This window comes from Leisingera sp. SA215, from assembly GCF_055902035.1.
Genome location: NZ_JBVVXU010000019.1, coordinates 46103 through 66805 on the forward strand (window position 1 = coordinate 46103; position 20703 = coordinate 66805).

Sequence of the window (20703 nt, forward strand, 5' to 3'; positions counted from 1 at the left end):
TGGATCCGACGCATGTCGAAGCCTTCTCCGCCCAGCTACCGCAGGGCAGACTGGCCGGCCTGCAATGCCTCCCTGTACAGACGCGGTTCGTTAACAGTCTGGTTCGGTCACGCCATGAACTGGAATACGAAAAAGTCCGGCGAGCGTGGTCGGTCTGAAACCTGCGCGGATGCTGCGATCCGAACTTGCATCATGTTGAATGTGGTTTTCGGCCTGCCGCTTCGCCAGACAGTTCGACTGGCCGAGAGGCTGTTTCAGATGGCCGGACTCACTGGCCCATGCCGGATTTCTCGCCGCCACGCCGCCGCAACGGGCGCCCTTGGAAAGGGGGGGCTATGGCAGCAGTATCAGCCGGGTCGCTCCCCCCGTGCCCTCCGCCACGCCGCGCAGCTGCCGCAAGGGCAGACCCATCACCTCTCCCTTCCCATCTGTGCTGCCCGGCCTGGTTCGACGCTGGCAGCTTCTTTCTGAGCTGTGCAAGTTTCACCGGATTTGGCCGCGCCCCGGCATAGCGATGCACAAGACAGTCCAGCATTTTCTCTTCTTGGCCCCGGCCGCACCGGGTCCGGACTGGCTGGCGGAACCGGCGAAAGGGATGCCCCCGCCGGCGGGTCGAGGCACCGCAGCCCCAGTCGCGGCCCATGCCCAGAAACTGAACGGGAAACGCTGCAAGATGATCCGCCGCATCGCTCAGTGGAGTGCCCCTGAAGCCTCCGGCGAGGAAATCCGCAGGCTGCTCCTCAGCTGCAGCAAACAGCATTGGCGCTCGCGCTGTTTGCAATGCCGTTCCGCCCCTGACGGCGGCGGGTCAGCACCGCCGCAGCAGGTAGATGTCCATGATCCAGCCGTGCTCGGCCCGTGCCTTGGTGCGGGTTTCAATGATCTGGGCCGCAACCTCCGCCAGCGGGCCCGCTATGGAAATCTGGTTCTCCATGCCGGCATAGGCGGTCCAGAAGATCTCGATCCCCTGCGCCGCAATGGATTGAAACGAGCATTCCCCGTCCAGCATGATCACCAGCGTATCGGCACTGTCCGGCCAGCCGTTTTCCCGCAAGCGCCGCCCGGTGGTGATGGTGAACGGCGCGCCGATTTCATTGATCGGGATCGCGTGGGCCGCAGTCAGCGCCTGAACCGAGGTGATGCCAGGGATCACCGTCAGCTTGATCTCCGCCAGCGTCTTCAGCCGCTCGGCAATCCGCATGGTGCTGTCGTACAGCGACGGATCGCCCCAGACCAGAAACCCGGCCTTGCCGCCCGCGGGCAGGTTTCCGGTGATGTTCTGCCACCAGATTTCCGCGATGGCGTCGTGCCAGTCGTCCACCCGCTTGCGGTAGCTTTTGGTGGCCTCGTCGCGCACGGGCAGGGCGAATTCGACGATCTTCGGCCCATTGCCCTTGATCGCCCGGTCGCAGATCGCGCGCCTGAGGCCGGCCAGATCGTCCTTTCCCGCGCCCTTGTTGGGGATCAGGATCAGGTCCTGCGCGTTCAGCGCGTCGATTGCCTGCAGCGTCATGTGCTGCGGGTTGCCGGTGCCGATGCCGATCAGGCAAAGCTCAATCATGACGGGGCCTTTCACATGAAAACACGGCCCCCTATGGAGCCGTGCCGGAGTTCTTGCAAGCCTGCAGTTGCGGTCAGGAGCCGTCGCCGTCAGCGGGCGCGGTGGTTTTGGCTTCAACCGGTTCGCCTGCAACCAGCAGCCGGCTGTGGCTGTTGGTGTTCAGCGACACTTTCACCTCGGCGCCGTCCGGCAGCGACGGGATGTGCATCCAGCCGGCATAGAGGCGGGAGATTTTTTCGCCGTTCACATAGACATGCGCATGGCCTTCGCCGGGCACGTCAGCGGCAGAGGCGTGTTCAGGCGCAAAGCGGAAGTTCTGCGGTGTCGCCTGCAGGTTCCATCCGGCCATCGGGTCCTTGATCAGCCGGATCGCAACGCTGGGCGCGTCGCCGCCGGCGGGCAGGTCGACCGCAGCAGAATGATCATGGGCCATGGCTTCTGCCGCGGATTTGCCATGGTGGGCCGGGTCGCCGTGGTCATGACCGTCAAAGGTGACGCCATTGCCGGCGGCAATCACAAAACCGGCGCCGCCGCCGAAGATCAGGCCAATGGCAAAAAGAGCAAGGGAGCGGGGCATCGTGTTATCCTCGGAAAAAGACTGTCCCCGCCGGTTCTGGCCGGCGGGGGGCAGATCAGGCGGGATCAGGCTGCGGCGGCTGCGCGCTTGCCTTCAACCTGCCAGAAATAGCCGGCGAAGCTGCCCAATAGCACCCAGGCGGCCATGCCGATGCCAAAGGCACGGGCGGCAAACAGCGCGCCGATCTCGGTCGGCACCGGGCCCGAGAAGGTCTCCGGCTCAGGCGCGCCAACGATATGCGGACCCATCAGCAGCAGGGCTGCGATCAGGATGCTCACCAGGTTGCCGCCAAAGGCGATCAGCCACATGGCGACACCGGCCGCAGCCACTGTCACGGCCCACCAGATCTGGCGCACGCCGACGTCAGCGGCGGCGACACCCGGCACTTCCGGCGCCAGCGACAGGCCCGGTGCAAAGTGGAAGGTGATGAACCCCGCCAGACCCCACAACAGGCCGGTGCGCGCGTTGATCTCATGCCCCTGGCGCTCGGCCACAGACATCAGCGCCGCCATCACAAGCGCATAACCGGTATAGGTCAGCATGGTGAAGATAATGCTCAGGCCATCGCGCACCGGCTCGGCAAACAGGCCGGGCAGGGCAGGATGGGCGGTGACCGGGTCAGCGCCGAAATGCACCAGCGCGCCGCTCTCATACAGCTCGGCGTGGAGCAGCACGGGCTGCACGAAATAAAGCTGCAGCAGGGCGGTAATCAACCCTGCTGCAGCGCCAGCGAACAAGCCGCTGGTCAGAATGCGGCTGAACATGGCCTTAGTGGCAGGGGAAGCCGGTGGCGTGGCGCACGTCATGCGCGGCGTCATGCAGGGCAGATGCCTGAACATGGCCGGTCAGCGTGATGATCCCCAGCCCCAGAACCACGGCAAACAGAGCCGGAAGTACACTGGTGCCGGCAGCAGAAGCCTTAAGCGTATTGGTCGTCATTTGTAGTCCTCCCTACCGTCACACCCGACGGTATAAGTTGCGTCCGTTACACGGCCGGTCTCCTGACTCGCGGGTCGCTGCTGCCTTCCTCCTTCCCGGCGCCTTCACGCCAGTGGATATTGGAAGGCCGCTCGCCGCTCACAGTCGCGGGGGCGGTTGAGGCTTCGGTGCCGCGATTTGGTCCACCGTCCTCATTCCCGTTTCAGTCCCAGTGCTTAGGCACTATCAGACACCGTATCGGATTGTTCTGCCCTGCGGGGATGCGTCCGGTCAAGGAAGAATCCGCCAGGTTTGCGCTCTGCAGCGTCATGCGGGGCAAGTTTCACGGCACAGGTGAGCTGCCGCAGCTGCAGGCGGAAATTTCAAATTTTCCGGCCAAAATGCCGCGCCGGGTTGTTGCCGCCGCCCGCTGCAGGCGGGCTACTCCAAATCCGCCGGGATCCGGGCAATCGCCTTGAACCGCAATTTTCCCAGCGGCCGGGCATCGGCGAAATTGCCATCCCGGCTGCCCTCATACATCCGCAGGAAGGTCAGCACATCCGGCAGATCCTTCGCCGTGACCTTGCCGAACAGATAGGCGGTCTTGCCGCATTGGCGCACCGCCAGCGTCTGCGGCTGTTTGCAGCCGGACATGCAATCCACCTGCTGCAGCTGCGCCTTTACCCCCGATGCCTCCAGCGCGGCACGGACCTGCCCGAACAGGGCAGGGTCCGCGCCGCGGCAGGTGCGGCACAGGGTGACCGTGGGCAGACTCATGCGCCGGGCAGGTCCGGCTCCGCCAGCGGACCGTACAGGATCAGCACCGGCGCGGTGGTTTCCATCTCCCGCAGCAGGCGGGGCAACTCGCCTACGGTATGGCGGTGCAGCGACTGTTCCGGGGTTGAAACCCCCAGCGCCACCAGTGCGGGTGTGCTCTCCGGCAGGCCGGCCTCCATCAGCTTTTCAGACAGGCCCGCGAAGGTGCGCTTGCCCATGTAGACAACCGTTGTTGCCTCTGCGTCCGCCAGCGCCGCGATGTTCAGATTGTCCGGCAGGCCGCCGGTCACATCATGGCCGGTGATATATTGCAGCCGCCGCGCGGTCAGCCGCCGGGTCAGCGGAATATTCGCCGCCGCCGCTGCCGCCGAGGCCGCGGTCACGCCGGGCACGATCTCAAACTTGATGCCGGCGCTGCGCAGGGCTGTCATCTCTTCCTCAAGCCGCCCGAACACGCCTGAGTCGCCCGACTTCAGCCGCACCACATTAAGGCCGGAGGAGGCATAATCCACCAAGAGCCGGCTCACATGGTCCTGTTTGGGCGAGGGACGGCCCGCCCGCTTGCCGACGCCGACCAGATCGGCGTCCTCACGAGCGTGGTTCAGGATCGGCCCCGAGGACAGATCGTCAAACAGCACCGCATCCGCCGCCTCCAGCCGCTTGACGGCCTTGACCGTCAGCAGCTCCGGGTCGCCGGGGCCGGAGGACACAAAGCTGACAAAGCCGCTCATGCCTGCTCTCCGGTGATCAGGTGGAAAAACGTGCCGGTGACATGGCCCTTGACCGAGCCGGTCTCGGGCACCGGCCCGCCATCGGCGTCCATGACATTGGCCAAGGGCGCGTCGGGTTCTTCCAGAATGGTGGAGTAGTGGAACTCATGGCCGCGCAAAGCTGTGCCGGCCGCAAACCCCGGCATGTCCGCCTGCAGAATGGCGCGGCGGTAGCCGAGGTGGAACTTGCGCTTCTCATAGGAGGTCACCAGCCCCAGCAGCCCGGCCATCCGGTGCCGGTTGCCGTCCTTGTCGATCAGCGCTTCGCCCAGGGCCATGTAGCCGCCGCATTCGCCATGCACCGGTTTGGTCTCGGCATGTTTGCAAAGCCCGGCGCGGAAGCTCTCCGCCGCCGCCAGCGCGCCGCCATGCAGTTCCGGGTAGCCGCCGGGCAGCCAGACCAGGTCGGCATCCGCAGCAGGCGCTTCATCCGCCAGCGGGGAAAACGGCAGGATCTCTGCCCCCGCTGCGCGCCAGCCGGTCAGCAGATGCGGGTAGGTAAAGGAAAACGCCGCATCCCGCGCCAAGGCAATCCGCTGGGCCGGGGGCAAGGGCAGCTTAGCCGCCGCCGGGGCAGCCCCCGCCAGCGCGGCGGATTTGATCGCCTCCAGATCAACATTCTCGCGTAGAAAGGACGCGTAGCCGGCAATCGCCGCTTCCAGATCGGGATGCTCCACCGCCTGGATCAGGCCCAGATGCCGTTCCGGCAGGGTCAGGTCGCCGCGGCGGGGCAGAGAGCCCAGCACCTTGATCCCCGCCTTTTCCATCCCCAATCGGGTCAGCCGCTCATGCCGCGGGCTGGCCACCCGGTTCAGGATCACCCCGGCAAAGGGCACATCGCTGTCATAATTCTTGAACCCCAAGGCCGTGGCGGCCGCCGATTGCGCCTGACCGCCCACGTCAACCACCAGCACCACCGGCCAGCCCATGCGCTTGGCTGTTTCGGCAGAGGAGCCAAAGCCCGACTGCCCGCGCGTTGCCACACCGTCATACAGCCCCATCGAGCCTTCGCCGATGCAGATTTCCGCGCCTGCCGCCTGACCTGTGACCGCATCCAGCAGCTGTGCATCCATCGCCCAGGTGTCGAGGTTGAAACTCGGACGCCCTGCAGCGGCCAGGTGAAAGGCCGGGTCGATGTAGTCCGGGCCGCTCTTGTAGGGCTGCACCGCCAGCCCGTCCTCGGCCAGCGCCCGCAGAAGGCCCAGCATCACGGTGGTCTTGCCGGTGCCCGATGAGGGCGCCGAGATCATCAGTCCGGGAGGGTTCATATCAGTCATCAGCTCACTCTTCCCCTCAATCGTCCCCATGGCTCCAGCTCGACCACGGGCTGTCAGCGCTTTGCGGCCGGTAGCGGCGGTCGTACTCAGTCGAATAAAGGCAGCTTTCGTCAAAGCCTTCGCCCTTCAGCACCGGACCCACTAGGATCAGCGCGGTGCGGGAGATCTTCTCGTCCAGCGATGCCTTCAGGGTGTCCAGCGTCGCCCGGATGATCTGCTGATCCGGCCAGCTGGCACGGTAAACCACGGCGACCGGGCAGTCGGCTCCGTAATGCGGCGTCAGGCTGTCCACCACATGGTCCAGATTGCCGATCGACAGGTGGATCGCCAGCGTGGTGCCGGTTCTGGCGAAATTCTCCAGCGACTCCCCCGCAGGCATCGAAGACGCGCGCCCCGGCGTGCGGGTCAGCACCACCGATTGCCCCAGACCGGGCAGCGTCAGCTCGGTCCCCAGCGCCGCCGCAGCGGCGGCAAAGGACGGCACCCCGGGGGTGACGCTCACCGGGATCCCCTCGGCCTTCAGGCGGCGGATCTGCTCGCCCATCGCCGACCACACCGACAAATCGCCGGAATGCAGCCGCGCCACATCCTGGCCCGCCGCATGCGCGGCCTTGATCTCTGCCACGATGGCCTCAAGATCCATCGCCGCGGTGTTCACCACTTTGGCGTCCTCCGGGCAGTGGCTCAGGATTTCCTCCGGCACCAGCGAGCCCGCATAAAGGCACACCGGGCAGGCCGCGAGGATATCGCGCCCGCGCAAGGTCAGAAGGTCGGCAGCGCCCGGTCCGGCGCCAATGAAGTGAACGGTCATGGCTCAAGTCTTTCTGCTATGGCCGCGGTGGCAAGCCCATCCGCGGTGACAACTCTTGGGGCGAGAAGGCGCGCCCCGGCACCCGGTGCCCCGTGCCGCGCTCCGGCCAGCGCCGCGGCTTCCGCCAGCGACCCGGTGCCGAACCGCGCCTTGATCCGGGGCGAGCAGGTGAGGGTCTGCTCCCCGGCAATTTCCCGGTCCTGCAGCGCAATTACCGGCAGGCCGATGCTCTGCGCAAATTCCTGCATCGCGGGCGCTTCCGCTTTCTCCGCAATGGAGGCCAGCGCATCCACCTCAACCCCGGTCAGCGCCAGCGCCGCCCGCAAATCCGCTGCGGTGGCGGCGGTGCGAAATCCGATGCCTGCCACTTTCATCGGGTGACACTCCACTGAATGACGGGCCGGGCCCGCCGCCAGTCGCGCATCGAGCCAAGGGGGCCCGCTTCTGCGATCTCGGCCTTCAGCAGCTGGCCGCCGCGCCTCCCATGGGCCTGCATCAGCAGGGTCTCGGTCTCCAGCGTGACACCATTGGCAACCAGCCGCGTGCCTGCGGGCAGGATTTCCCACAGATGGTCCAGCAAATCCTGCGACCCGCCGCCGCCGATGAACACGCAATCCGGCAGGGGATGGCCCGCCAGCACGTCCGGCGCCTTGCCCGGAACCGCCGTCATCCGGTGATCCAGGCCAAACCCCGCCGCATTGGCACGGATGTTCTGCAACCGGCTTTCGCGCGGCTCGAATGCGATCGCCCTTGCGCCGGATGCCGCAAGGCACCATTCCACCGAAACCGAACCGGACCCGCCGCCGATATCCCACAGCAGCTCGCCTGCGCGCGGGGCCAGCGCCGACAGTGTCAGCGCCCGGATGGGCCGTTTGGTGATCTGCCCGTCGCTGGCAAACAGATCATCCGCCAGACCCGGGGCTTGCGGCAGGCCCCTGCTGCCCGCAGCCTCAACCGCCACCGCAACCGGCGCCTGAATGCCCTGGAGGGTAAACCCTTCGGCCGAGACAGAGCGCACCCGCTGGCGCGGCCCGCCGAGGCATTCCATTACAGTAAGCCGCGAGGGGCCGAACCCTTCAGCTGCCAGCCACTCCGCCAGCTCTGCCGGCGCCGCCCCGTCGCGCATTGTGCAGATGACGCGCGTCCCGTTGCCCAGAACGGGGCGCAGCCGCGCATAAGGCGCCGCATGCAGGCCAAGGCACAGCACTTCCTCCAGCTTCCAGGCCAGATGGTTCGCCGCCAGCGCAAAGGTGGAGGGCACCGGGTGCGAGACCCACTCTCCCGCCTCCAGATGCCGGGACAGCGACCCGCCGGCGCCGTGCCAGAACGGATCGCCAGAGGCCAGAACGGCGACGCGCCGTCCGCGCATTTCCAACACCGGACCGATCGAAAACGGCACCGGCCAGGGCTGGCCTTTGCTGCCTGCGCCGGCCAGTTCCAGATGCCGCGGGCCGCCAAAGATCGCTTCGGCTTCGGCCAATGCCTTCCGGCTTGCATCGCACAGGCCTTCCAGTCCATTTTCGCCCAGACCGATAATCGTCAGCCAGTGCTTTGAAAGGCTATCAGACATGACACGCATCCTCTTGCTGGGCGGCACCACCGAGGCCTCGGCGCTGGCCAAAACCCTCGCTGAAACCGGCGCGGATGCGGTGTTTTCCTACGCCGGCCGCACCGCCAGGCCCGTCAATCAGCCGCTGCCCACCCGCGTCGGCGGTTTTGGCGGTGCCGAGGGACTGGCCGCTTATCTGCAAGCCGAGGGCATCACCCATGTGGTGGATGCAACCCATCCCTTTGCTGCCCGGATGAGCCGCAATGCGGTGCATGCCTGCGAATTGGCAGAGGTGCCGGTTTGCGCCCTTGTACGCCCGGCCTGGCAGGCCGGGGAGGGCGACCAATGGGTGCATGTGGATAGCATAGAGGAAGCCGCCGAAGCTCTGCCCGAGGCGGCAGCCCGGGTGTTCCTGGCAATCGGCAAGCAGAACCTCACCCAATTCGCAGCCAAGCCCCAGCACCATTACCTGCTGCGGCTGGTGGACGAACCCGAGGCGGAATTGCCGCTGCCGCATACCACGGTTGAAATCGCCCGCGGCCCGTTTGACGCGGCGGGTGACACTGCGCTGATGCAGCGCCACGGCATCACCCATGTGGTTGCCAAGAACGCCGGCGGTGCGGGTGCTGCGGCCAAGCTCGCTGCCGCGCGCGAGCTGAGCCTGCCGGTCATCATGATCGGCAGGCCGCAGGTGCCCGAGCGGCCCGTTATGGGCAGTGTGGCAGCGGTTATGGCCTGGCTCTCGCATCCCCTGGCTTAACCCTCAGCCGCGTAGCGGGGGGTATAGACATAGCTGCCGACGCGCCGCGTGCCGCGGTTGCCGACAATCACCACAGTGCGCATGTCGGCCATCTCTGGCGTTGCATCCTTCAGCGGCACGGTCAGCAGTTCCTGCCCGGGCTTGGTCACGTCGCGGGCAAAGGTGATCAGCGTGTCGGCGCCGCAGGCCTCGCGCAGGATTTCCAGTGCGCGGGCAAACTGATGCGGCCGCGACTTGGAGCGCGGGTTGTAAAACGCCATTGCCAGACCGGCTTCGCCAACCAGCTGCAGGCGCTTTTCGATCAGGCTCCAGGGCTTCAGGTTGTCGCTCAGGTTGATGGCCGCAAAATCATGCCCCAGCGGCGCGCCAATGGCGGCAGCTGCGGCCAGCATCGCGGTGATGCCCGGCAGAACCTTGATCTCCAGGTCCAGCCACTCCGGTTTACTTTCGGCGTTGCTTTCCAGCGCTTCGAACACGGCAGAGGCCATGGCAAAGACGCCCGGATCGCCGGAGGACACCACGACAACCCGTTTGCCCTCGGCAGCCATCTCCAGCGCGTGGGTGGCGCGGTCGATCTCGACCCGGTTGTCGGTGGCGTGCAGGGTCAGCCCCTGGCGTGGCTCGATGCGTTTGACATAGGGGATATAGCCAACGATATCAGTGGCTTCCTCAATGGCGTCGCGCACTTCCTGCGTCACCAGTGCTTCGTTTCCGGGGCCAAGCCCGGCAATCACAACCCAACCGTTTTGCGATAGTTTCATGGCCGGCGCCCCTGTCCGTGAACCAGTACGATGGAGAAATAAGGCACGTCGCCGTCGATCTCCGAGAGCTTCTGCACGGTCTGCCCCGGCATGGTGCCGCGTTCGACCAGCCACGCGTCCCCGGCACGGCCCGCCCGCTCCAGCGCGCGGCGCAGCTTAGGCAGGTTGCGGCCGATTTTCATCACCACCAGCGCATCGGTGTTCGACGCGCGCTCCGTCAGCTCATCCTCGCTGAGGGTGGCCATCGCCACGGTCAGCACATCGTCGCCCCAGGTGATCGGCTGGCCGGAGGCGGTCCAGCAGCCGGACATGCCGGTGATGCCGGGCACGATTTCCTGCACGGCGCGGCCCTGCAGGCGGGTGTAAAGATGCATGTAGGAGCCATAGAGGAACGGGTCGCCCTCGCAGAGCACCACCACGTCCTCGTCCTGCGCGATCTCGGCCAGGGTGTCGGCCCATTGGTCATAGAACTCCGCCAGCACCCGGTTGTATTCGGGGTCCGCGAAATGGATCTCGGTGGTGACCGGGTATTCCATTGCATGTTCGGTGACACCGTCACCCAGCATACCCTCGACAATGGCGCGGGCCTGGCCCTGGCGGCCGGCCTTGCGGAAATAGGCGATGTGGCGCGCGTTTGAGATCAGCCGGTGCGAGCGGACGCTCATCAGGTCGGGATCCCCGGGGCCAAGCCCGGCGCAGATGACTTTACCCATGGGTTACTCTTTCCAGCTCGCCAGCGCGTTGACCGCTGCGACAGTGATGGCGGAGCCGCCGAGGCGGCCCTTCACGATCATCGACGGCACCGGCAGGTCTTCCATCAGCGCGTCTTTCGATTCCATCGCGCCGACAAAACCCACCGGGCAGCCGATGATGGCGGCGGGGCGGGGGCAGGCGGGATCCTTGAGCATGTTCAGAAGATGGAACAGCGCGGTAGGGGCATTGCCGATGGCAACCACGGCCCCCTCCAGTTTCGGCCGCCACAGCTCCAATGCTGCGGCAGAGCGGGTATTGGACATTTCCTTGGCCATGTCAGGAACCTTGGGGTCGCGCAGGGTGCAGATCACCTCGTTGTCCGCGGGCAGGCGCGGGCGGGTGATGCCTTCGCTGACCATATAGGCGTCACAGAGGATCGGCGCGCCCTTGGCAAGTGCTGCACGGGCACATTCGGCCATGCCCTCGGAAAAACGCACGTGCTCTTCCAGGCCCACCATTCCGGCGGCGTGGATCATGCGGACAACAACGCTTTCCTCGTCCTTGTTGAAGCGCCCCAGATCGGCCTCGCGGCGAATGGTGGCAAAGCTTTCGGCATAGATCGCCGCGCCGTTGGTTTCATAGGTGTGGAGCATGTCAGTTGCCCTCTTTCAGAAGTTCGGGAGCGGCGCGCAAGGCGGCGGCGCTCAGGCGGGTCTTTACGGGCTGATCCGCGGCAGTGCCACGGCGGATCAGAGAGAATTCTTCCTGGCCGGTTGCAGTCAGGGTCAGCGGCGCGGTGCCCGGGCAGGCGCAGCCCTTGGCGCAGCCGGAGATATGCAGCTTTGTCCCCGCGGGGACATGCGGCGCTAATTGGCGCGCCAAGCCCCTGGTGGAGGACAGCGCCTGCAGGCAGCCGGGCGCGCCGGTGCAGGCGACGACCTGCAGGCGCGGGTCCGCTGCGTCCAGGATCAGGCCGGGCAGCGGCGGCAGGCTAGCGGCACCTTCCACCAGCAGCATCCGCCAGGGGGTGAGGCGGACAGGCCCATGATCTGCCAGCCGTGCCAACGTGGCGGCGGGCATCTGACCGAACTCCAAAGCGGCCAGTGTCCCCGCGGGGACAGCGCCCGGTTTTGCGGTGAAGCGGGCGCGTGCCATCGGTGCGGCATGCGCTGCCGGCGGCCCGCGGCGCGCGATCAGACGGTGCATCCTGCCGCGGCCTTCGGGCGCGCCGCCCTGCTTGAGAAACCAGCGGGCCAGGGCCAGGGCTTCGGCAACGGCGGATTCACGTGTGACGGGCGTGCCGGTCTCCGCGCCGCCGGCGCGCAGGATCAGGGTGCCGCCTGCGCGCTCAATGCGGATGTCGGCGGCGGTGTCTTGCAGCACAGGGGCTTCGCCGCAGTCCACGGCAAAGCCGAATTTTCCGGGCAAAGACAGGTCCGTTGCGGCTGTCAGCGCGGCGCTGAGGTCGGTGGCGATGGCGTGGGTGTCGTCACCCTCAGCCCAGAAGGGAGCGAGGAGGACATTGCGGCGGGCTTCGGCCTGTGCATCCGGGTCGAGGAGGCCAAGGCCGCGCAGCCCCTCAATCAGCGCCTCATAGCGGTCCGCGCGGAGGCCGCGCATCTGCAGGTTGGCGCGGGCGGAGATATCCAGCAGCCCATTGCCGAAGTCCTGCGAAAGTCTTGCCACACCGCGCGCCTGGTTAACGGAGAGTTTACCAAGCGGCGCGCGGATGCGCACGACCAGCCCGTCGCCGGACATCATCGGGCGCAAGGCTCCCGGGCACCAGCCGTATACCTTAGGCGTACCGGAGATGGCCCCGCCATTCATGCGGCGCCCTCCAGCTCTGCCATGATCGAGTTGCGCCGGGTGCTCCAGAGGCCCGCGTCATACAGCGCGCGGAAGCGGTCGCGCATGGCCTGAAGTGCGTCGGGGTTTTCGCGCTCCATGAACGCCACCAGATCGTCGCGGCCCAGGGTGGCCTCGAAATAGAGATCGAACAGATGCGGCTGCACCACCTGCGCCAGATGCGCGAAGGCGGCCATGTGGTCGAGGGTGGCGGCGATTTCTGCCGCGCCGCGGAAGCCGTGACCCATCATCGCGGTGGCCCAGTCCGGATTGGCGGCGCGGGCGCGGGTGACGCGGGCGATTTCCTCGCCCAGAGAGCGCGCCTGCGGCTTGTCCGGGCGGGTAGCGTCCATGTGGTAGAGCGCGGGCGCCTTCTGGCCGATGCGGGCCATGGCAGCGGCAAAACCGGCCTCATGCGCGGCATAATCCGAGGCGATCAGCAGGTCGGTTTCCGGCAGATCCTGCAAATGCACGAAACTGTCGGCGCCCTGCAGCCGGACCTCCAGCGCCTCGCGCGCGTCGCTGATGGCGCCCTTGGCATCGATGGCGTGGGAGGAGGCGTTGAGCCAGGCTTCGCCCGCCGCGGCGCGGGCCGCGTCGGTATAATCGTCCAGATGCGGGTTCATCGACAGACCGTACTGGCCCGGCTTGGGGCCAAAGACGCGCGGGGTCTCGGTGAGATAGGGGTTGTCGGCCTGGGTTTCTTCGCGCTGGGCGAGGGCGGCGGCGGCAGTTTCGAACATCTGCGCGAGGCCGGGAAACACATCGCGGAACAGGCCGGAAACCCGCAGGGTCACGTCGATGCGGGGGCGGTTCAGCATCGACAGCGGCAGCACCTCGAAGCCGGAGACGCGTTCGGAGCCTTCGTCCCATTTGGGGGCGAGGCCTGCGAGCTGCAGGGCCATGGCAAATTCCTCGCCCGCGGTGCGCATGGTGGCGGAGCCCCAGAGGTCGATCACCAGCCCCTTGGGCCAGTCGCCGTGGTCCTGCAGGTGGCGGCGCAGCAGCTCTTCTGCCAATTTGACCCCTTGCGCATGCGCCGCCCGCGACGGCACCGCGCGCGGATCGGTGGTAAAGAGGTTGCGGCCCGTCGGGATCACATCGTCGCGGCCCCGGAACGGCGAGCCGGATGGGCCGGGAGGGACGATCTTGCCGCCCAGGGCCGCAATCAGGCCGGCGCGTTCTTCTGCCCCGCATTGGCCGGTGCCGAAGATATGCAGCCCTTCGCCGTACTGGCTTTCCTTGATGTCGCAGACAAAGGCGTCGATGCGGGTGATCGCCTCGGCGGGAGAGGTGCCGGGGGTAAGGCCCAGATCAGCCTCGACGCCGGTGCCTTGCGCCTCGGCGCGGATATCGCCGATCAGCCGGTCGCGGCGGGCCGGGTCCAGGCCGTCGGCGGTGGAGTATTCATCCAGCAGGCTTTCAAGCCGGGCCATGCCGTCGGGCAGGCTGGTCTGCGCCAAGGGCGGCGGCAGGTGGCCAAGGGTGATGGCGCCGATGCGGCGCTTGGCCTGTGCAGCCTCGCCGGGGTCGTTGACGATGAAGGGATAGGCGACCGGCAGAGGGCCGGTCAGAACCTCGGGCCAGCAGCTGCCGGAAAGGGCCACCGCCTTGCCCGGCAGCCATTCCAGGGTGCCGTGGGCGCCGATGTGGACGAGGGCGTCTGTTTGCGCGCGCAGCCATAGATAAAAGGCGGCATAGGCGTGGCGCGGGGTGCGGTCGAGGTCGTGGTAGTCATCGACGCGGGTTTTCACCTCGCCGCGTTCGGGTTGCAGCGCGATCAGGACATTGCCTGCGCGCAGGGCCTTGAAATGAAAGGCGCCATCGCGGCAGTCCGCGTCTTCTTCCGGGCTGCCCCAAGCCTCGGCCAGGGCGTCCTGCAGGTCTTGCGGCAGGGTGGCAAGGGCCTTGAAGTACTCCTCCAGCGGGACGCTGAGAGTCTCCTGCATCAGCCGCAGGCCGGTGTTTTCCAGCGCCTCGACAGCGTAGCCTTGCGCTGCCAGTTCGCGCAGGATTTCGTCGCAAGAGGCCAGCGCGTCCAGCCCCACCGCGTGGGCGAGGTTGTGGTCGCGGCCCGGATAGGCGGACAGGATCAGGGCAAGGCGTTTGTCTGCGTTCGGCAGATTGGCAAGCCGCAGCCAGCCTTCGACGCGGTCGACGGCGGCTTTGATGCGGCCCGGATCGGCGCGGTGGGCAAAGCGGGAATACTGCAGGTCCGGGTCTTTCTTGCCCGGCGATTTGAAACTGACGACGCCGGCAAAGATGCGGCCGTCAACCTCGGGCAGCACCACATGCATGGCGAGATCTGCGGGGGAGAGGCCGCGGCCGGCCTCGGCCCAGTCCTTTTTGCGGGCGGTGGAGAGCGCGACCTGAAATACCGGGCAGCCCGTGGTGGAAAGCGGAGAGGCGCTGCCGTCGGTGCCTTGGGCCGAAAATGCGGTGGCGTTGATGATGGCCGCCGGGTTCAGCGCGGGCAGCTTTTCGCGCAGCCAGTCTGCGGCGGCCGGGGCCTTGAGGCTGGCGGCAAAGATGCCATAGGCGGCATAGCCGCGGCCGCGCAGGTCTTTGATCAGCGCATCGGCCGGGGCGGTGTCTGCGGCGGTGAGGTAGGAGCGGTAGAAGCTGACCAGCACCAGCGGTTTGTCCTGCGCCGGCAGGTCGGGCAGCACGCCCCTTTCCGGATCGTAGAACCCATGTTCCGGCATCGTCTTGAGGCCGAGGACAGGACCAGCGTAGAGGCCGGCCGCGAGAGCCAACTGGGCCAGGGCTGCCTGTGCCGCAACCGCGCCGCCGGCATCGCAAAGCGCCTGCAGGCGGCGCAGGGTGGAGACGGGCAGGGTGGAAAGCTCATCCAGCCGTGCGTCCTCGCGGCCGTCGGCGGGCAGGATCGCCAGCGCAATGCCCTTGCGCCGGGCCAGGTCCTGCAGGGTGGCGAGGCCGTAGGGCCAGTAGCTTTCGCCGCCGATCAGGCGGACGAGGACGCCCTTGGCGCCCTCCAGCGTTTGTTCCGCGTAGACGTCGACCGACAGCGGGTGCTTGAGCGCAACCAGATTGGCGACGCGCAGCGAGGGCAGCTTGCCGTCCGCGCGGTGCCAGCCCGCCGCGAAGGCGCCGAGGTCGCTGTCGGAGAAGGACAGCACCACAAGGTCCGCAGGCGTCTGCCCGAGGTCTTGCGGGGTATCGGTCTCGTCAAGGCCGTGGCTTTCGCGGAAGACGACGTGCATGGGTCAGGCCTTTCGCGATGGGCGCCGTGACGCGCGGAGGACAGCCCCCGGCCGCGGGTGGGGGTAAAGCCCCCGCCCGGGGGGGGAGCCGGGGGCTGTCCGGCCCAAGGGCCGGTCAAGACAGCAGCTATCATCGCCCCAAGCCAGCATCAGCTTACGCCCCCAGCTCGGCGCGGATAGCCTGCTCGTCGATGTCGTCATGCTCGGCGATGACCACCAGGGCGGTTTTGCGCGGCTGCGCGCCCCAGGGCTGGTCGTACTGGGCGCGCAGACGCTCGCCCACGGCCTGAACCAGCATCCGCATCGGCTTTCCTTCCACCGCGACATAGCCTTTGACGCGCAGGATGTTGCGCTCGCGGGCGAGTTTCACGATCGCATTCTGCAGCGCTTCCGGGTCGGATACTTCGCCCATTTCGACCACGATGCTTTCAAAATCGTCATGCTCGTGGTCGTGGTGGCCGTCATGGTGGCTGGGGCGGGCGTCGAGATCGTCCTCGGCAGCGGCGCCCAGGCCCAGGATGATGCGCGGGTCGATGACGCCTTCGCTCATCGGCAGGATCGGCAATTTGCGGGGCGCCTCGGCCTCGATCACCGCGCGGGCCTTCTCGACCCCTGCGTCGCCGGCCAGGTCGGCCTTGGACAGAAGCACGATGTCGGCGCAGGAGATCTGATCCTCGAACACCTCGGACAGCGGGGTTTCGTGGTCGATGCTGTCGTCCGCTTCGCGCTGGGCCTGCACGGCGTCGAGATCGGGGGCGAACTGGCCTTTGGCGACAGCCTCGGCATCGGCCAGGGCAATCACGCCGTCGACGGTGATGCGGGAGCGGATTGCGGGCCAGTCAAACGCCTTCAGCAGCGGTTTCGGCAGCGCCAGGCCGGAGGTTTCAATGACGATGTGGTCGGGCTGCTCGGGCAGGGCCATCAGCTGCTCGATGGTGGGGATGAAGTCATCGGCCACGGTGCAGCAGATGCAGCCGTTGGCCAGCTCCATGATGTTTTCCGCCGGGCAGTTTTCATCGGCGCAGGATTTCAGGATGTCGCCGTCCACACCGGCGGTGCCGAACTCGTTCACCACCACCGCCAGGCGCTTGCCCTGGGGGTTCTGCATCAGGTGGCGGATCAGCGTGGTTTTACCTGCGCCCAGAAAACCGGTGATGACGGTGACGGGGATCTTGTTGAGATCGCTCATGATTACTCCTCGGAGAAGAACTTGGCCGGCGGGATGCGGGCAACGGATTGCTTGCGGAAGGTCTGCGGGCGCTGGCGCCAGGGCACGAGGCCATCGGCGGTGCCGGCATAGGCTGCAGCGCCTTCCAGGATTTCGGGGACATGCTGGTCCGGGTCGAGGTCGCCGTAGACATAGGTCCAGCGCTCGGCGCCGCCGATCAGGGCAACGGCGCAGCCGCGCTTGCAGGAGGACAGGCATTCGACACCGCGCAGGCGGACGCCGTCGGGCATTCCGGCCTCTTCCAGCGCGGCGTGCAGGATGGCTCCGGGGCGGGCGGCCTCCGGGTCGGCGCCGTCGCGGCGGCAGGTAAGGCAAACCGTCAGCGTGACCGGTCCCGGGGTGCTGGCGGGGGGGGCCGCCTTGTCTTCTGCCATTGGCGCGTCTCCTGTCGCGTCAGGCAAGCAGGGACATGGCCAGAAGGGGGCAATGCGTGGCTGCCCCTCAACCGGTCGCGGAACACCCCGCCCGCCCGTTGAACTCTCCTTCGCTGGCAGGTCTCCCGGCTTGCGGATGCCAAGGCACGAGGCCTTGCCGGCCATCCTGCCTTCCCGGGGATCACCCAGTGGCATGGCGGCCTCATCCGGTCACGGTCGCGGGGGCGGCTGTGCTTCGGCCCGCATGGCCTTCACATTCCCTCTTCGCCTGCTTTCGCAGGAACCAGCGAAACCCCCTTGCGCTATCGTGCCCTTCTTTGTCAAGACATGGGTCAAACAGCTGGAGAGCCCCCATGAGCGAAAAGTCTGAAACCGGCATCTCAGAGGAAGAAGCCGCCCGTCACGCTTCCAAGATGGCCAAGAAGAAGGCCGCGCGCGACCGGATGATGAAGACCAAGGAGGGCGAGAAGGGCCTGATCATCGTCCACACCGGGCCGGGCAAGGGCAAATCGTCCTCGGGGTTCGGGATGATCATGCGCTGCATTGCGCATGGGATGCCATCGGCGGTGGTGCAGTTCATCAAGGGCGCCTGGCAGACCGGCGAACGCACCCTGATCGAGGAAAACTTCAGCGACCTGTGCCAGTTCTATGCGATGGGCGAAGGCTTTACCTGGGAGACCCAGGACAAGGCCCGCGACATTGCCGCCGCCCAGAAGGGCTGGGAAAAGGCCAAGGAGATGATCCTGGACGAGCGCAACACCATGGTGCTGCTGGACGAGATCAACATCGCGCTGCGCTATGAATATCTGGATCTGGAGGAGGTGCTGGAGTTCCTGGTGGAGCAGAAGCCGCCGATGACCCATGTGGTGCTGACCGGCCGCAACGCCAAGGAAGAACTGATCGAAATTGCCGATCTGGTGACCGAGATGGGGCAGATCAAGCACCCGTTCCGCGCCGGTGTAAAAGCGCAGAAGGGCGTCGAGTTTTAAGACGCTTTCAGAATGTCCCGCCCGGCCGATAGGCCGGGCAGCGCCCGTCCCGCCCCCTACGGGGCGGGCGCTTCGCTTCCCACCCCGCCGGGACGGGCGCTGCCCTTCGCGTTATGCCGCGAGTTGAGCCGCTTTGCCTTGGATGTAGGCATCGACCGCCGCGCGCTGGGCCTCATCCAATCGCAGCCCCAGCTTGGTGCGCCGCCACAGGTAATCATCACCGCTGCGCACCCATTCGCGGGCAATGGTCCAGTCCAGCTCCCGCGCCGTGATGGTCGCGCCAAAGTCCTGCCCCAGATCCGCGGCAGTTTTGGCGGCGCCCAGAACCTCCCATGCCTCGGTGCCGTAAGCGCGGATCATCCGGCCTGTCCAATAGGCGGTGAGGAACGGATAGTCTGCGGCCAGTTTGGCTTTTAGTTTCTCCACATCCTCCACCGCAAAATCGCCGCCGGGCAGGGCAACGCCTGCGGTCCAGTCAGAGGGCAGCTGCGGGAACACCTCGCCGATTTTCGCCAGCGCCGCCTCGGCCAGCTTGCGGTAGGTGGTGATCTTGCCGCCAAAGACATTCAGCAGCGGCGCCTTGGCCTGATCCAGTGTCAGCACGTATTCGCGGGTTGCTGCAGTGGCGGAGCTGGCACCGTCGTCATAGAGCGGCCGGACGCCGGAATAGGTCCAGACCACGTCGTTGCGGCTTAGCGGCTGTTTGAAGTATTGTGATGCGAAGTCAGCCAGATAGTCCTGCTCCGCTTCGGTGCAGACGGGGGCGGTGTCCGGGTCGGGGTGGTCGGCATCGGTGGTGCCGATCAGGGTGAAATCCTGCTCATAGGGGATAGCAAAGATAATCCGCCCATCACTGCCCTGGAAAAAATAGCAGCGGCCGTGGTCGAACAGTTTCGGCACCACTATATGGCTGCCGCGCACCAGACGGACGTTTTCGCGGCTGCTCAGGCCCAGCTTCTGGTGCAGCACATCGGCGACCCAGGGGCCGCCTGCATTGACCAGCATCCTGGCGCGGTGGTCCTGCTCTGCGCCGGTGGCGCGGTTCTTGGTCCGGATCACCCAGTGGCCGGCGTGGCGTTCGGCTGAAGTGACCTCGGTCCGGGTCAGGATGCTGGCGCCGCGCGCTTGCGCATCGCGGGCGTTCAGCACCACCAGCCGGGCGTCTTCGATCCAGCAGTCGGAATACTCAAAGGCGGTCTGAAACTTGTCTTTCAGCGGCCGGCCTGCCGGGTCGCGGGACAGGTCCAGCTTGGCGGTGCCGGGCAGGATGCCGCGCTGGCCCAGGGAATCATAGAGAAACAGCCCCAGCCGGATCAGCCAGGCCGGACGGCGGCCGCGCATCCAGGGCATGAAGGTTGTCAGCAGTTTCGATGCGGGCGTTTCGCTGTCAAAGCGCATGTCCTTGTGAAACGGCAGCACAAAGCGCATCGGCCATGAGATATGCGGCATCGCCTTCAGCAGCACCTCGCGCTCGATCAGCGCCTCGCGGACCAGGCGGAACTCGAAGTATTCCAGATAGCGCAGGCCGCCGTGGAACAGTTTAGTCGAGGCCGAGGAGGTGGCGGAGGCCAGATCGTTCATTTCGGCCAATGTCACCGACAGGCCGCGTCCCGCTGCATCGCGGGCAATGCCGCAGCCGTTGATGCCGCCGCCGATGATGAAAAGGTCCGTGACAGGTGCATCAGTCATTTTCGCTGCTTTCGTTTTGTCCGGCGGTGAGGATCCGGGTGCCTGCGGCCTGCGCGGCCTCGGCAAATTGTTCCGGCACCGGGCGGTCGGTGATCATCACGTCCAGCTCTGCCACATCGCAGATCCGCACCGGCGCGGAGCGGGCGAACTTGCTGCCGTCGCAAACCAGAACCCGCTGACGGGCGTTTTTCAGGATTGCGCGGGCGACCGAGACTTCGCGGGCGTCGTGGTCCATCACGGCGCCGTCCGGATCCAGCGCCGAGGCGCCGATGACGGCGAAATCGACCTTGAAGCGGGACAGGAATTCAACCGCGTCCTCCCCCACAATGGCGCCGTCGCTTTGCCGCACAGTGCCACCGGCCAGGATCAGTTCCTTGGCCTGACCGCCCATCATAAGGTTGATAATATTGATATTGTTGGAAATAACAGTCAGGCCGCTGTGGCCGGACAGCGCCCGTGCCACCTGCTCGGTGGAGGTGCCGATGTTGAGCGTAAGCGAACAATTGTCGGGGATCAGTTCAGCTGCCAGCGCCGCCATCGCCAGCTTGTTGCCCGCGTTCAGCTTGCGCCGGTCCTCATAGCCCTGGCTGGCGGCAGAGCTTAGCCGGACAGCGCCGCCATGCACGCGGGACAAGGCGCCGCGCGCAGACAGGTCGCGCAGGTCGGCCCGCACCGTCTGTAACGACACGCCAAAGCGCTGGGACAGGCCGTCAACCTCCACCCGGTCCTGCTGGTTCAGCAAGGCAATGATTTCGTTTTGACGGCTGGCGGCATCCATAGGCTTTCCTTTCGCTGCGATTCTTTAGCGGATCGCGCGTGAAATGTCACCTATCGTTTTCGTTTTGGTTTTGTGTGTGGTGAAAACGAAAAAAGGCTCGCAGTGTGGGGCGCGCCTTTGGA

Annotated in this window: 22 protein-coding genes and 2 riboswitches; of the genes, 3 read left to right on the top strand and 19 right to left on the bottom strand. The window is 66.3% G+C overall.

The window, feature by feature from the left end; genetic code table 11:
• Positions 1-12 precede the first annotated feature (12 nt).
• Complete coding sequence (locus AC0KW6_RS17120) at positions 13-471, top strand: transposase (protein WP_474035484.1); 459 nt, start codon at positions 13-15, stop codon at positions 469-471.
• Between the two features lie 337 nt (positions 472-808).
• Here the strand turns inward: AC0KW6_RS17120 and cobF are convergent, their stop codons facing one another.
• The 10 genes from cobF to cbiE form a co-directional block, all read right to left on the bottom strand.
• Positions 809-1561 carry a precorrin-6A synthase (deacetylating) gene (cobF, locus tag AC0KW6_RS17125; RefSeq protein WP_323778424.1) on the bottom strand — a complete coding sequence of 251 codons (753 nt, stop codon included), beginning with the start codon at positions 1559-1561 and terminating at the stop codon, positions 809-811.
• Between the two features lie 73 nt (positions 1562-1634).
• On the bottom strand, positions 1635-2138 hold the full coding sequence (locus tag AC0KW6_RS17130) for a hypothetical protein (RefSeq protein WP_323778426.1): 504 nt from the start codon (positions 2136-2138) through the stop codon (positions 1635-1637).
• A gap of 65 nt (positions 2139-2203) precedes the next feature.
• Positions 2204-2902 carry a CbtA family protein gene (locus AC0KW6_RS17135; RefSeq protein WP_474035485.1) on the bottom strand — a complete coding sequence of 233 codons (699 nt, stop codon included), beginning with the start codon at positions 2900-2902 and terminating at the stop codon, positions 2204-2206.
• A gap of 4 nt (positions 2903-2906) precedes the next feature.
• Positions 2907-3077 (bottom strand): CbtB domain-containing protein, encoded by a 171-nt coding sequence (locus AC0KW6_RS17140; protein WP_024089135.1) that lies wholly within the window; start codon positions 3075-3077, stop codon positions 2907-2909.
• Positions 3078-3112: 35 nt separating this feature from the next.
• Positions 3113-3327: riboswitch (cobalamin riboswitch) on the bottom strand.
• Between the two features lie 170 nt (positions 3328-3497).
• Positions 3498-3833, bottom strand: coding sequence for a DUF1636 family protein (locus tag AC0KW6_RS17145; RefSeq protein WP_474035486.1), 336 nt, complete (start codon positions 3831-3833; stop codon positions 3498-3500).
• Positions 3830-4564: a uroporphyrinogen-III C-methyltransferase gene (gene cobA, locus AC0KW6_RS17150; protein WP_323778431.1), complete on the bottom strand. Its 735-nt coding sequence runs from the start codon at positions 4562-4564 to the stop codon at positions 3830-3832. The genes AC0KW6_RS17145 and cobA overlap by 4 nt, the downstream gene beginning before the upstream one ends.
• Positions 4561-5880 (bottom strand): cobyrinate a,c-diamide synthase, encoded by a 1320-nt coding sequence (locus tag AC0KW6_RS17155; protein WP_474035487.1) that lies wholly within the window; start codon positions 5878-5880, stop codon positions 4561-4563. Before AC0KW6_RS17155 ends, cobA begins: the two co-directional genes overlap by 4 nt.
• A gap of 16 nt (positions 5881-5896) precedes the next feature.
• Entirely contained in the window at positions 5897-6691 is a 795-nt protein-coding gene (gene cobM / locus AC0KW6_RS17160) for a precorrin-4 C(11)-methyltransferase (protein ID WP_474035488.1), read from the bottom strand.
• Positions 6688-7065: a cobalamin biosynthesis protein gene (locus AC0KW6_RS17165; protein ID WP_323778437.1), complete on the bottom strand. Its 378-nt coding sequence runs from the start codon at positions 7063-7065 to the stop codon at positions 6688-6690. Before AC0KW6_RS17165 ends, cobM begins: the two co-directional genes overlap by 4 nt.
• On the bottom strand, positions 7062-8261 hold the full coding sequence (gene cbiE, locus AC0KW6_RS17170) for a precorrin-6y C5,15-methyltransferase (decarboxylating) subunit CbiE (protein ID WP_474035489.1): 1200 nt from the start codon (positions 8259-8261) through the stop codon (positions 7062-7064). Before cbiE ends, AC0KW6_RS17165 begins: the two co-directional genes overlap by 4 nt.
• Here cbiE and AC0KW6_RS17175 point away from each other — a divergent pair.
• The gene (locus AC0KW6_RS17175) at positions 8260-9000 is read left to right on the top strand and encodes a cobalt-precorrin-6A reductase (RefSeq protein ID WP_474035490.1); all 741 of its coding nucleotides are present in this window, start codon (positions 8260-8262) and stop codon (positions 8998-9000) included. The genes cbiE and AC0KW6_RS17175 overlap by 2 nt on opposite strands.
• Here AC0KW6_RS17175 and cobJ read toward each other — a convergent pair.
• From cobJ to AC0KW6_RS17210, 7 genes are all read right to left on the bottom strand, one after another.
• A complete protein-coding gene (gene cobJ, locus AC0KW6_RS17180; RefSeq protein ID WP_474035491.1) occupies positions 8997-9761 on the bottom strand; it encodes a precorrin-3B C(17)-methyltransferase in 765 nt (254 codons plus the stop codon). The genes AC0KW6_RS17175 and cobJ overlap by 4 nt on opposite strands.
• Entirely contained in the window at positions 9758-10474 is a 717-nt protein-coding gene (gene cobI, locus AC0KW6_RS17185) for a precorrin-2 C(20)-methyltransferase (RefSeq protein WP_474035492.1), read from the bottom strand. Before cobI ends, cobJ begins: the two co-directional genes overlap by 4 nt.
• Positions 10475-10477: 3 nt before the next feature.
• Positions 10478-11107 (bottom strand): precorrin-8X methylmutase, encoded by a 630-nt coding sequence (locus AC0KW6_RS17190; RefSeq protein WP_323778446.1) that lies wholly within the window; start codon positions 11105-11107, stop codon positions 10478-10480.
• 1 nt (position 11108) lies between these two features.
• Positions 11109-12281: a precorrin-3B synthase gene (gene cobG / locus AC0KW6_RS17195; protein WP_323778448.1), complete on the bottom strand. Its 1173-nt coding sequence runs from the start codon at positions 12279-12281 to the stop codon at positions 11109-11111.
• Entirely contained in the window at positions 12278-15523 is a 3246-nt protein-coding gene (gene cobN, locus AC0KW6_RS17200; RefSeq protein ID WP_474035493.1) for a cobaltochelatase subunit CobN, read from the bottom strand. Before cobN ends, cobG begins: the two co-directional genes overlap by 4 nt.
• Before the next feature lie 154 nt (positions 15524-15677).
• Positions 15678-16712 carry a cobalamin biosynthesis protein CobW gene (gene cobW, locus AC0KW6_RS17205; RefSeq protein WP_323778452.1) on the bottom strand — a complete coding sequence of 345 codons (1035 nt, stop codon included), beginning with the start codon at positions 16710-16712 and terminating at the stop codon, positions 15678-15680.
• Positions 16713-16714: 2 nt separating this feature from the next.
• Positions 16715-17125, bottom strand: coding sequence for a DUF1636 family protein (locus AC0KW6_RS17210; RefSeq protein ID WP_474035494.1), 411 nt, complete (start codon positions 17123-17125; stop codon positions 16715-16717).
• 98 nt (positions 17126-17223) lie between these two features.
• Positions 17224-17428: riboswitch (cobalamin riboswitch) on the bottom strand.
• A gap of 50 nt (positions 17429-17478) precedes the next feature.
• On the opposite strand from AC0KW6_RS17210, the gene cobO reads away from it, so the two are divergent.
• Entirely contained in the window at positions 17479-18114 is a 636-nt protein-coding gene (gene cobO, locus AC0KW6_RS17215; RefSeq protein ID WP_039173313.1) for a cob(I)yrinic acid a,c-diamide adenosyltransferase, read from the top strand.
• 111 nt (positions 18115-18225) lie between these two features.
• Here cobO and glpD read toward each other — a convergent pair whose 3' ends face one another.
• Positions 18226-19803 (bottom strand): glycerol-3-phosphate dehydrogenase, encoded by a 1578-nt coding sequence (gene glpD / locus AC0KW6_RS17220; protein WP_474035495.1) that lies wholly within the window; start codon positions 19801-19803, stop codon positions 18226-18228.
• Positions 19796-20581, bottom strand: coding sequence for a DeoR/GlpR family DNA-binding transcription regulator (locus AC0KW6_RS17225; protein ID WP_474035496.1), 786 nt, complete (start codon positions 20579-20581; stop codon positions 19796-19798). Before AC0KW6_RS17225 ends, glpD begins: the two co-directional genes overlap by 8 nt.
• Positions 20582-20703 lie beyond the last annotated feature (122 nt).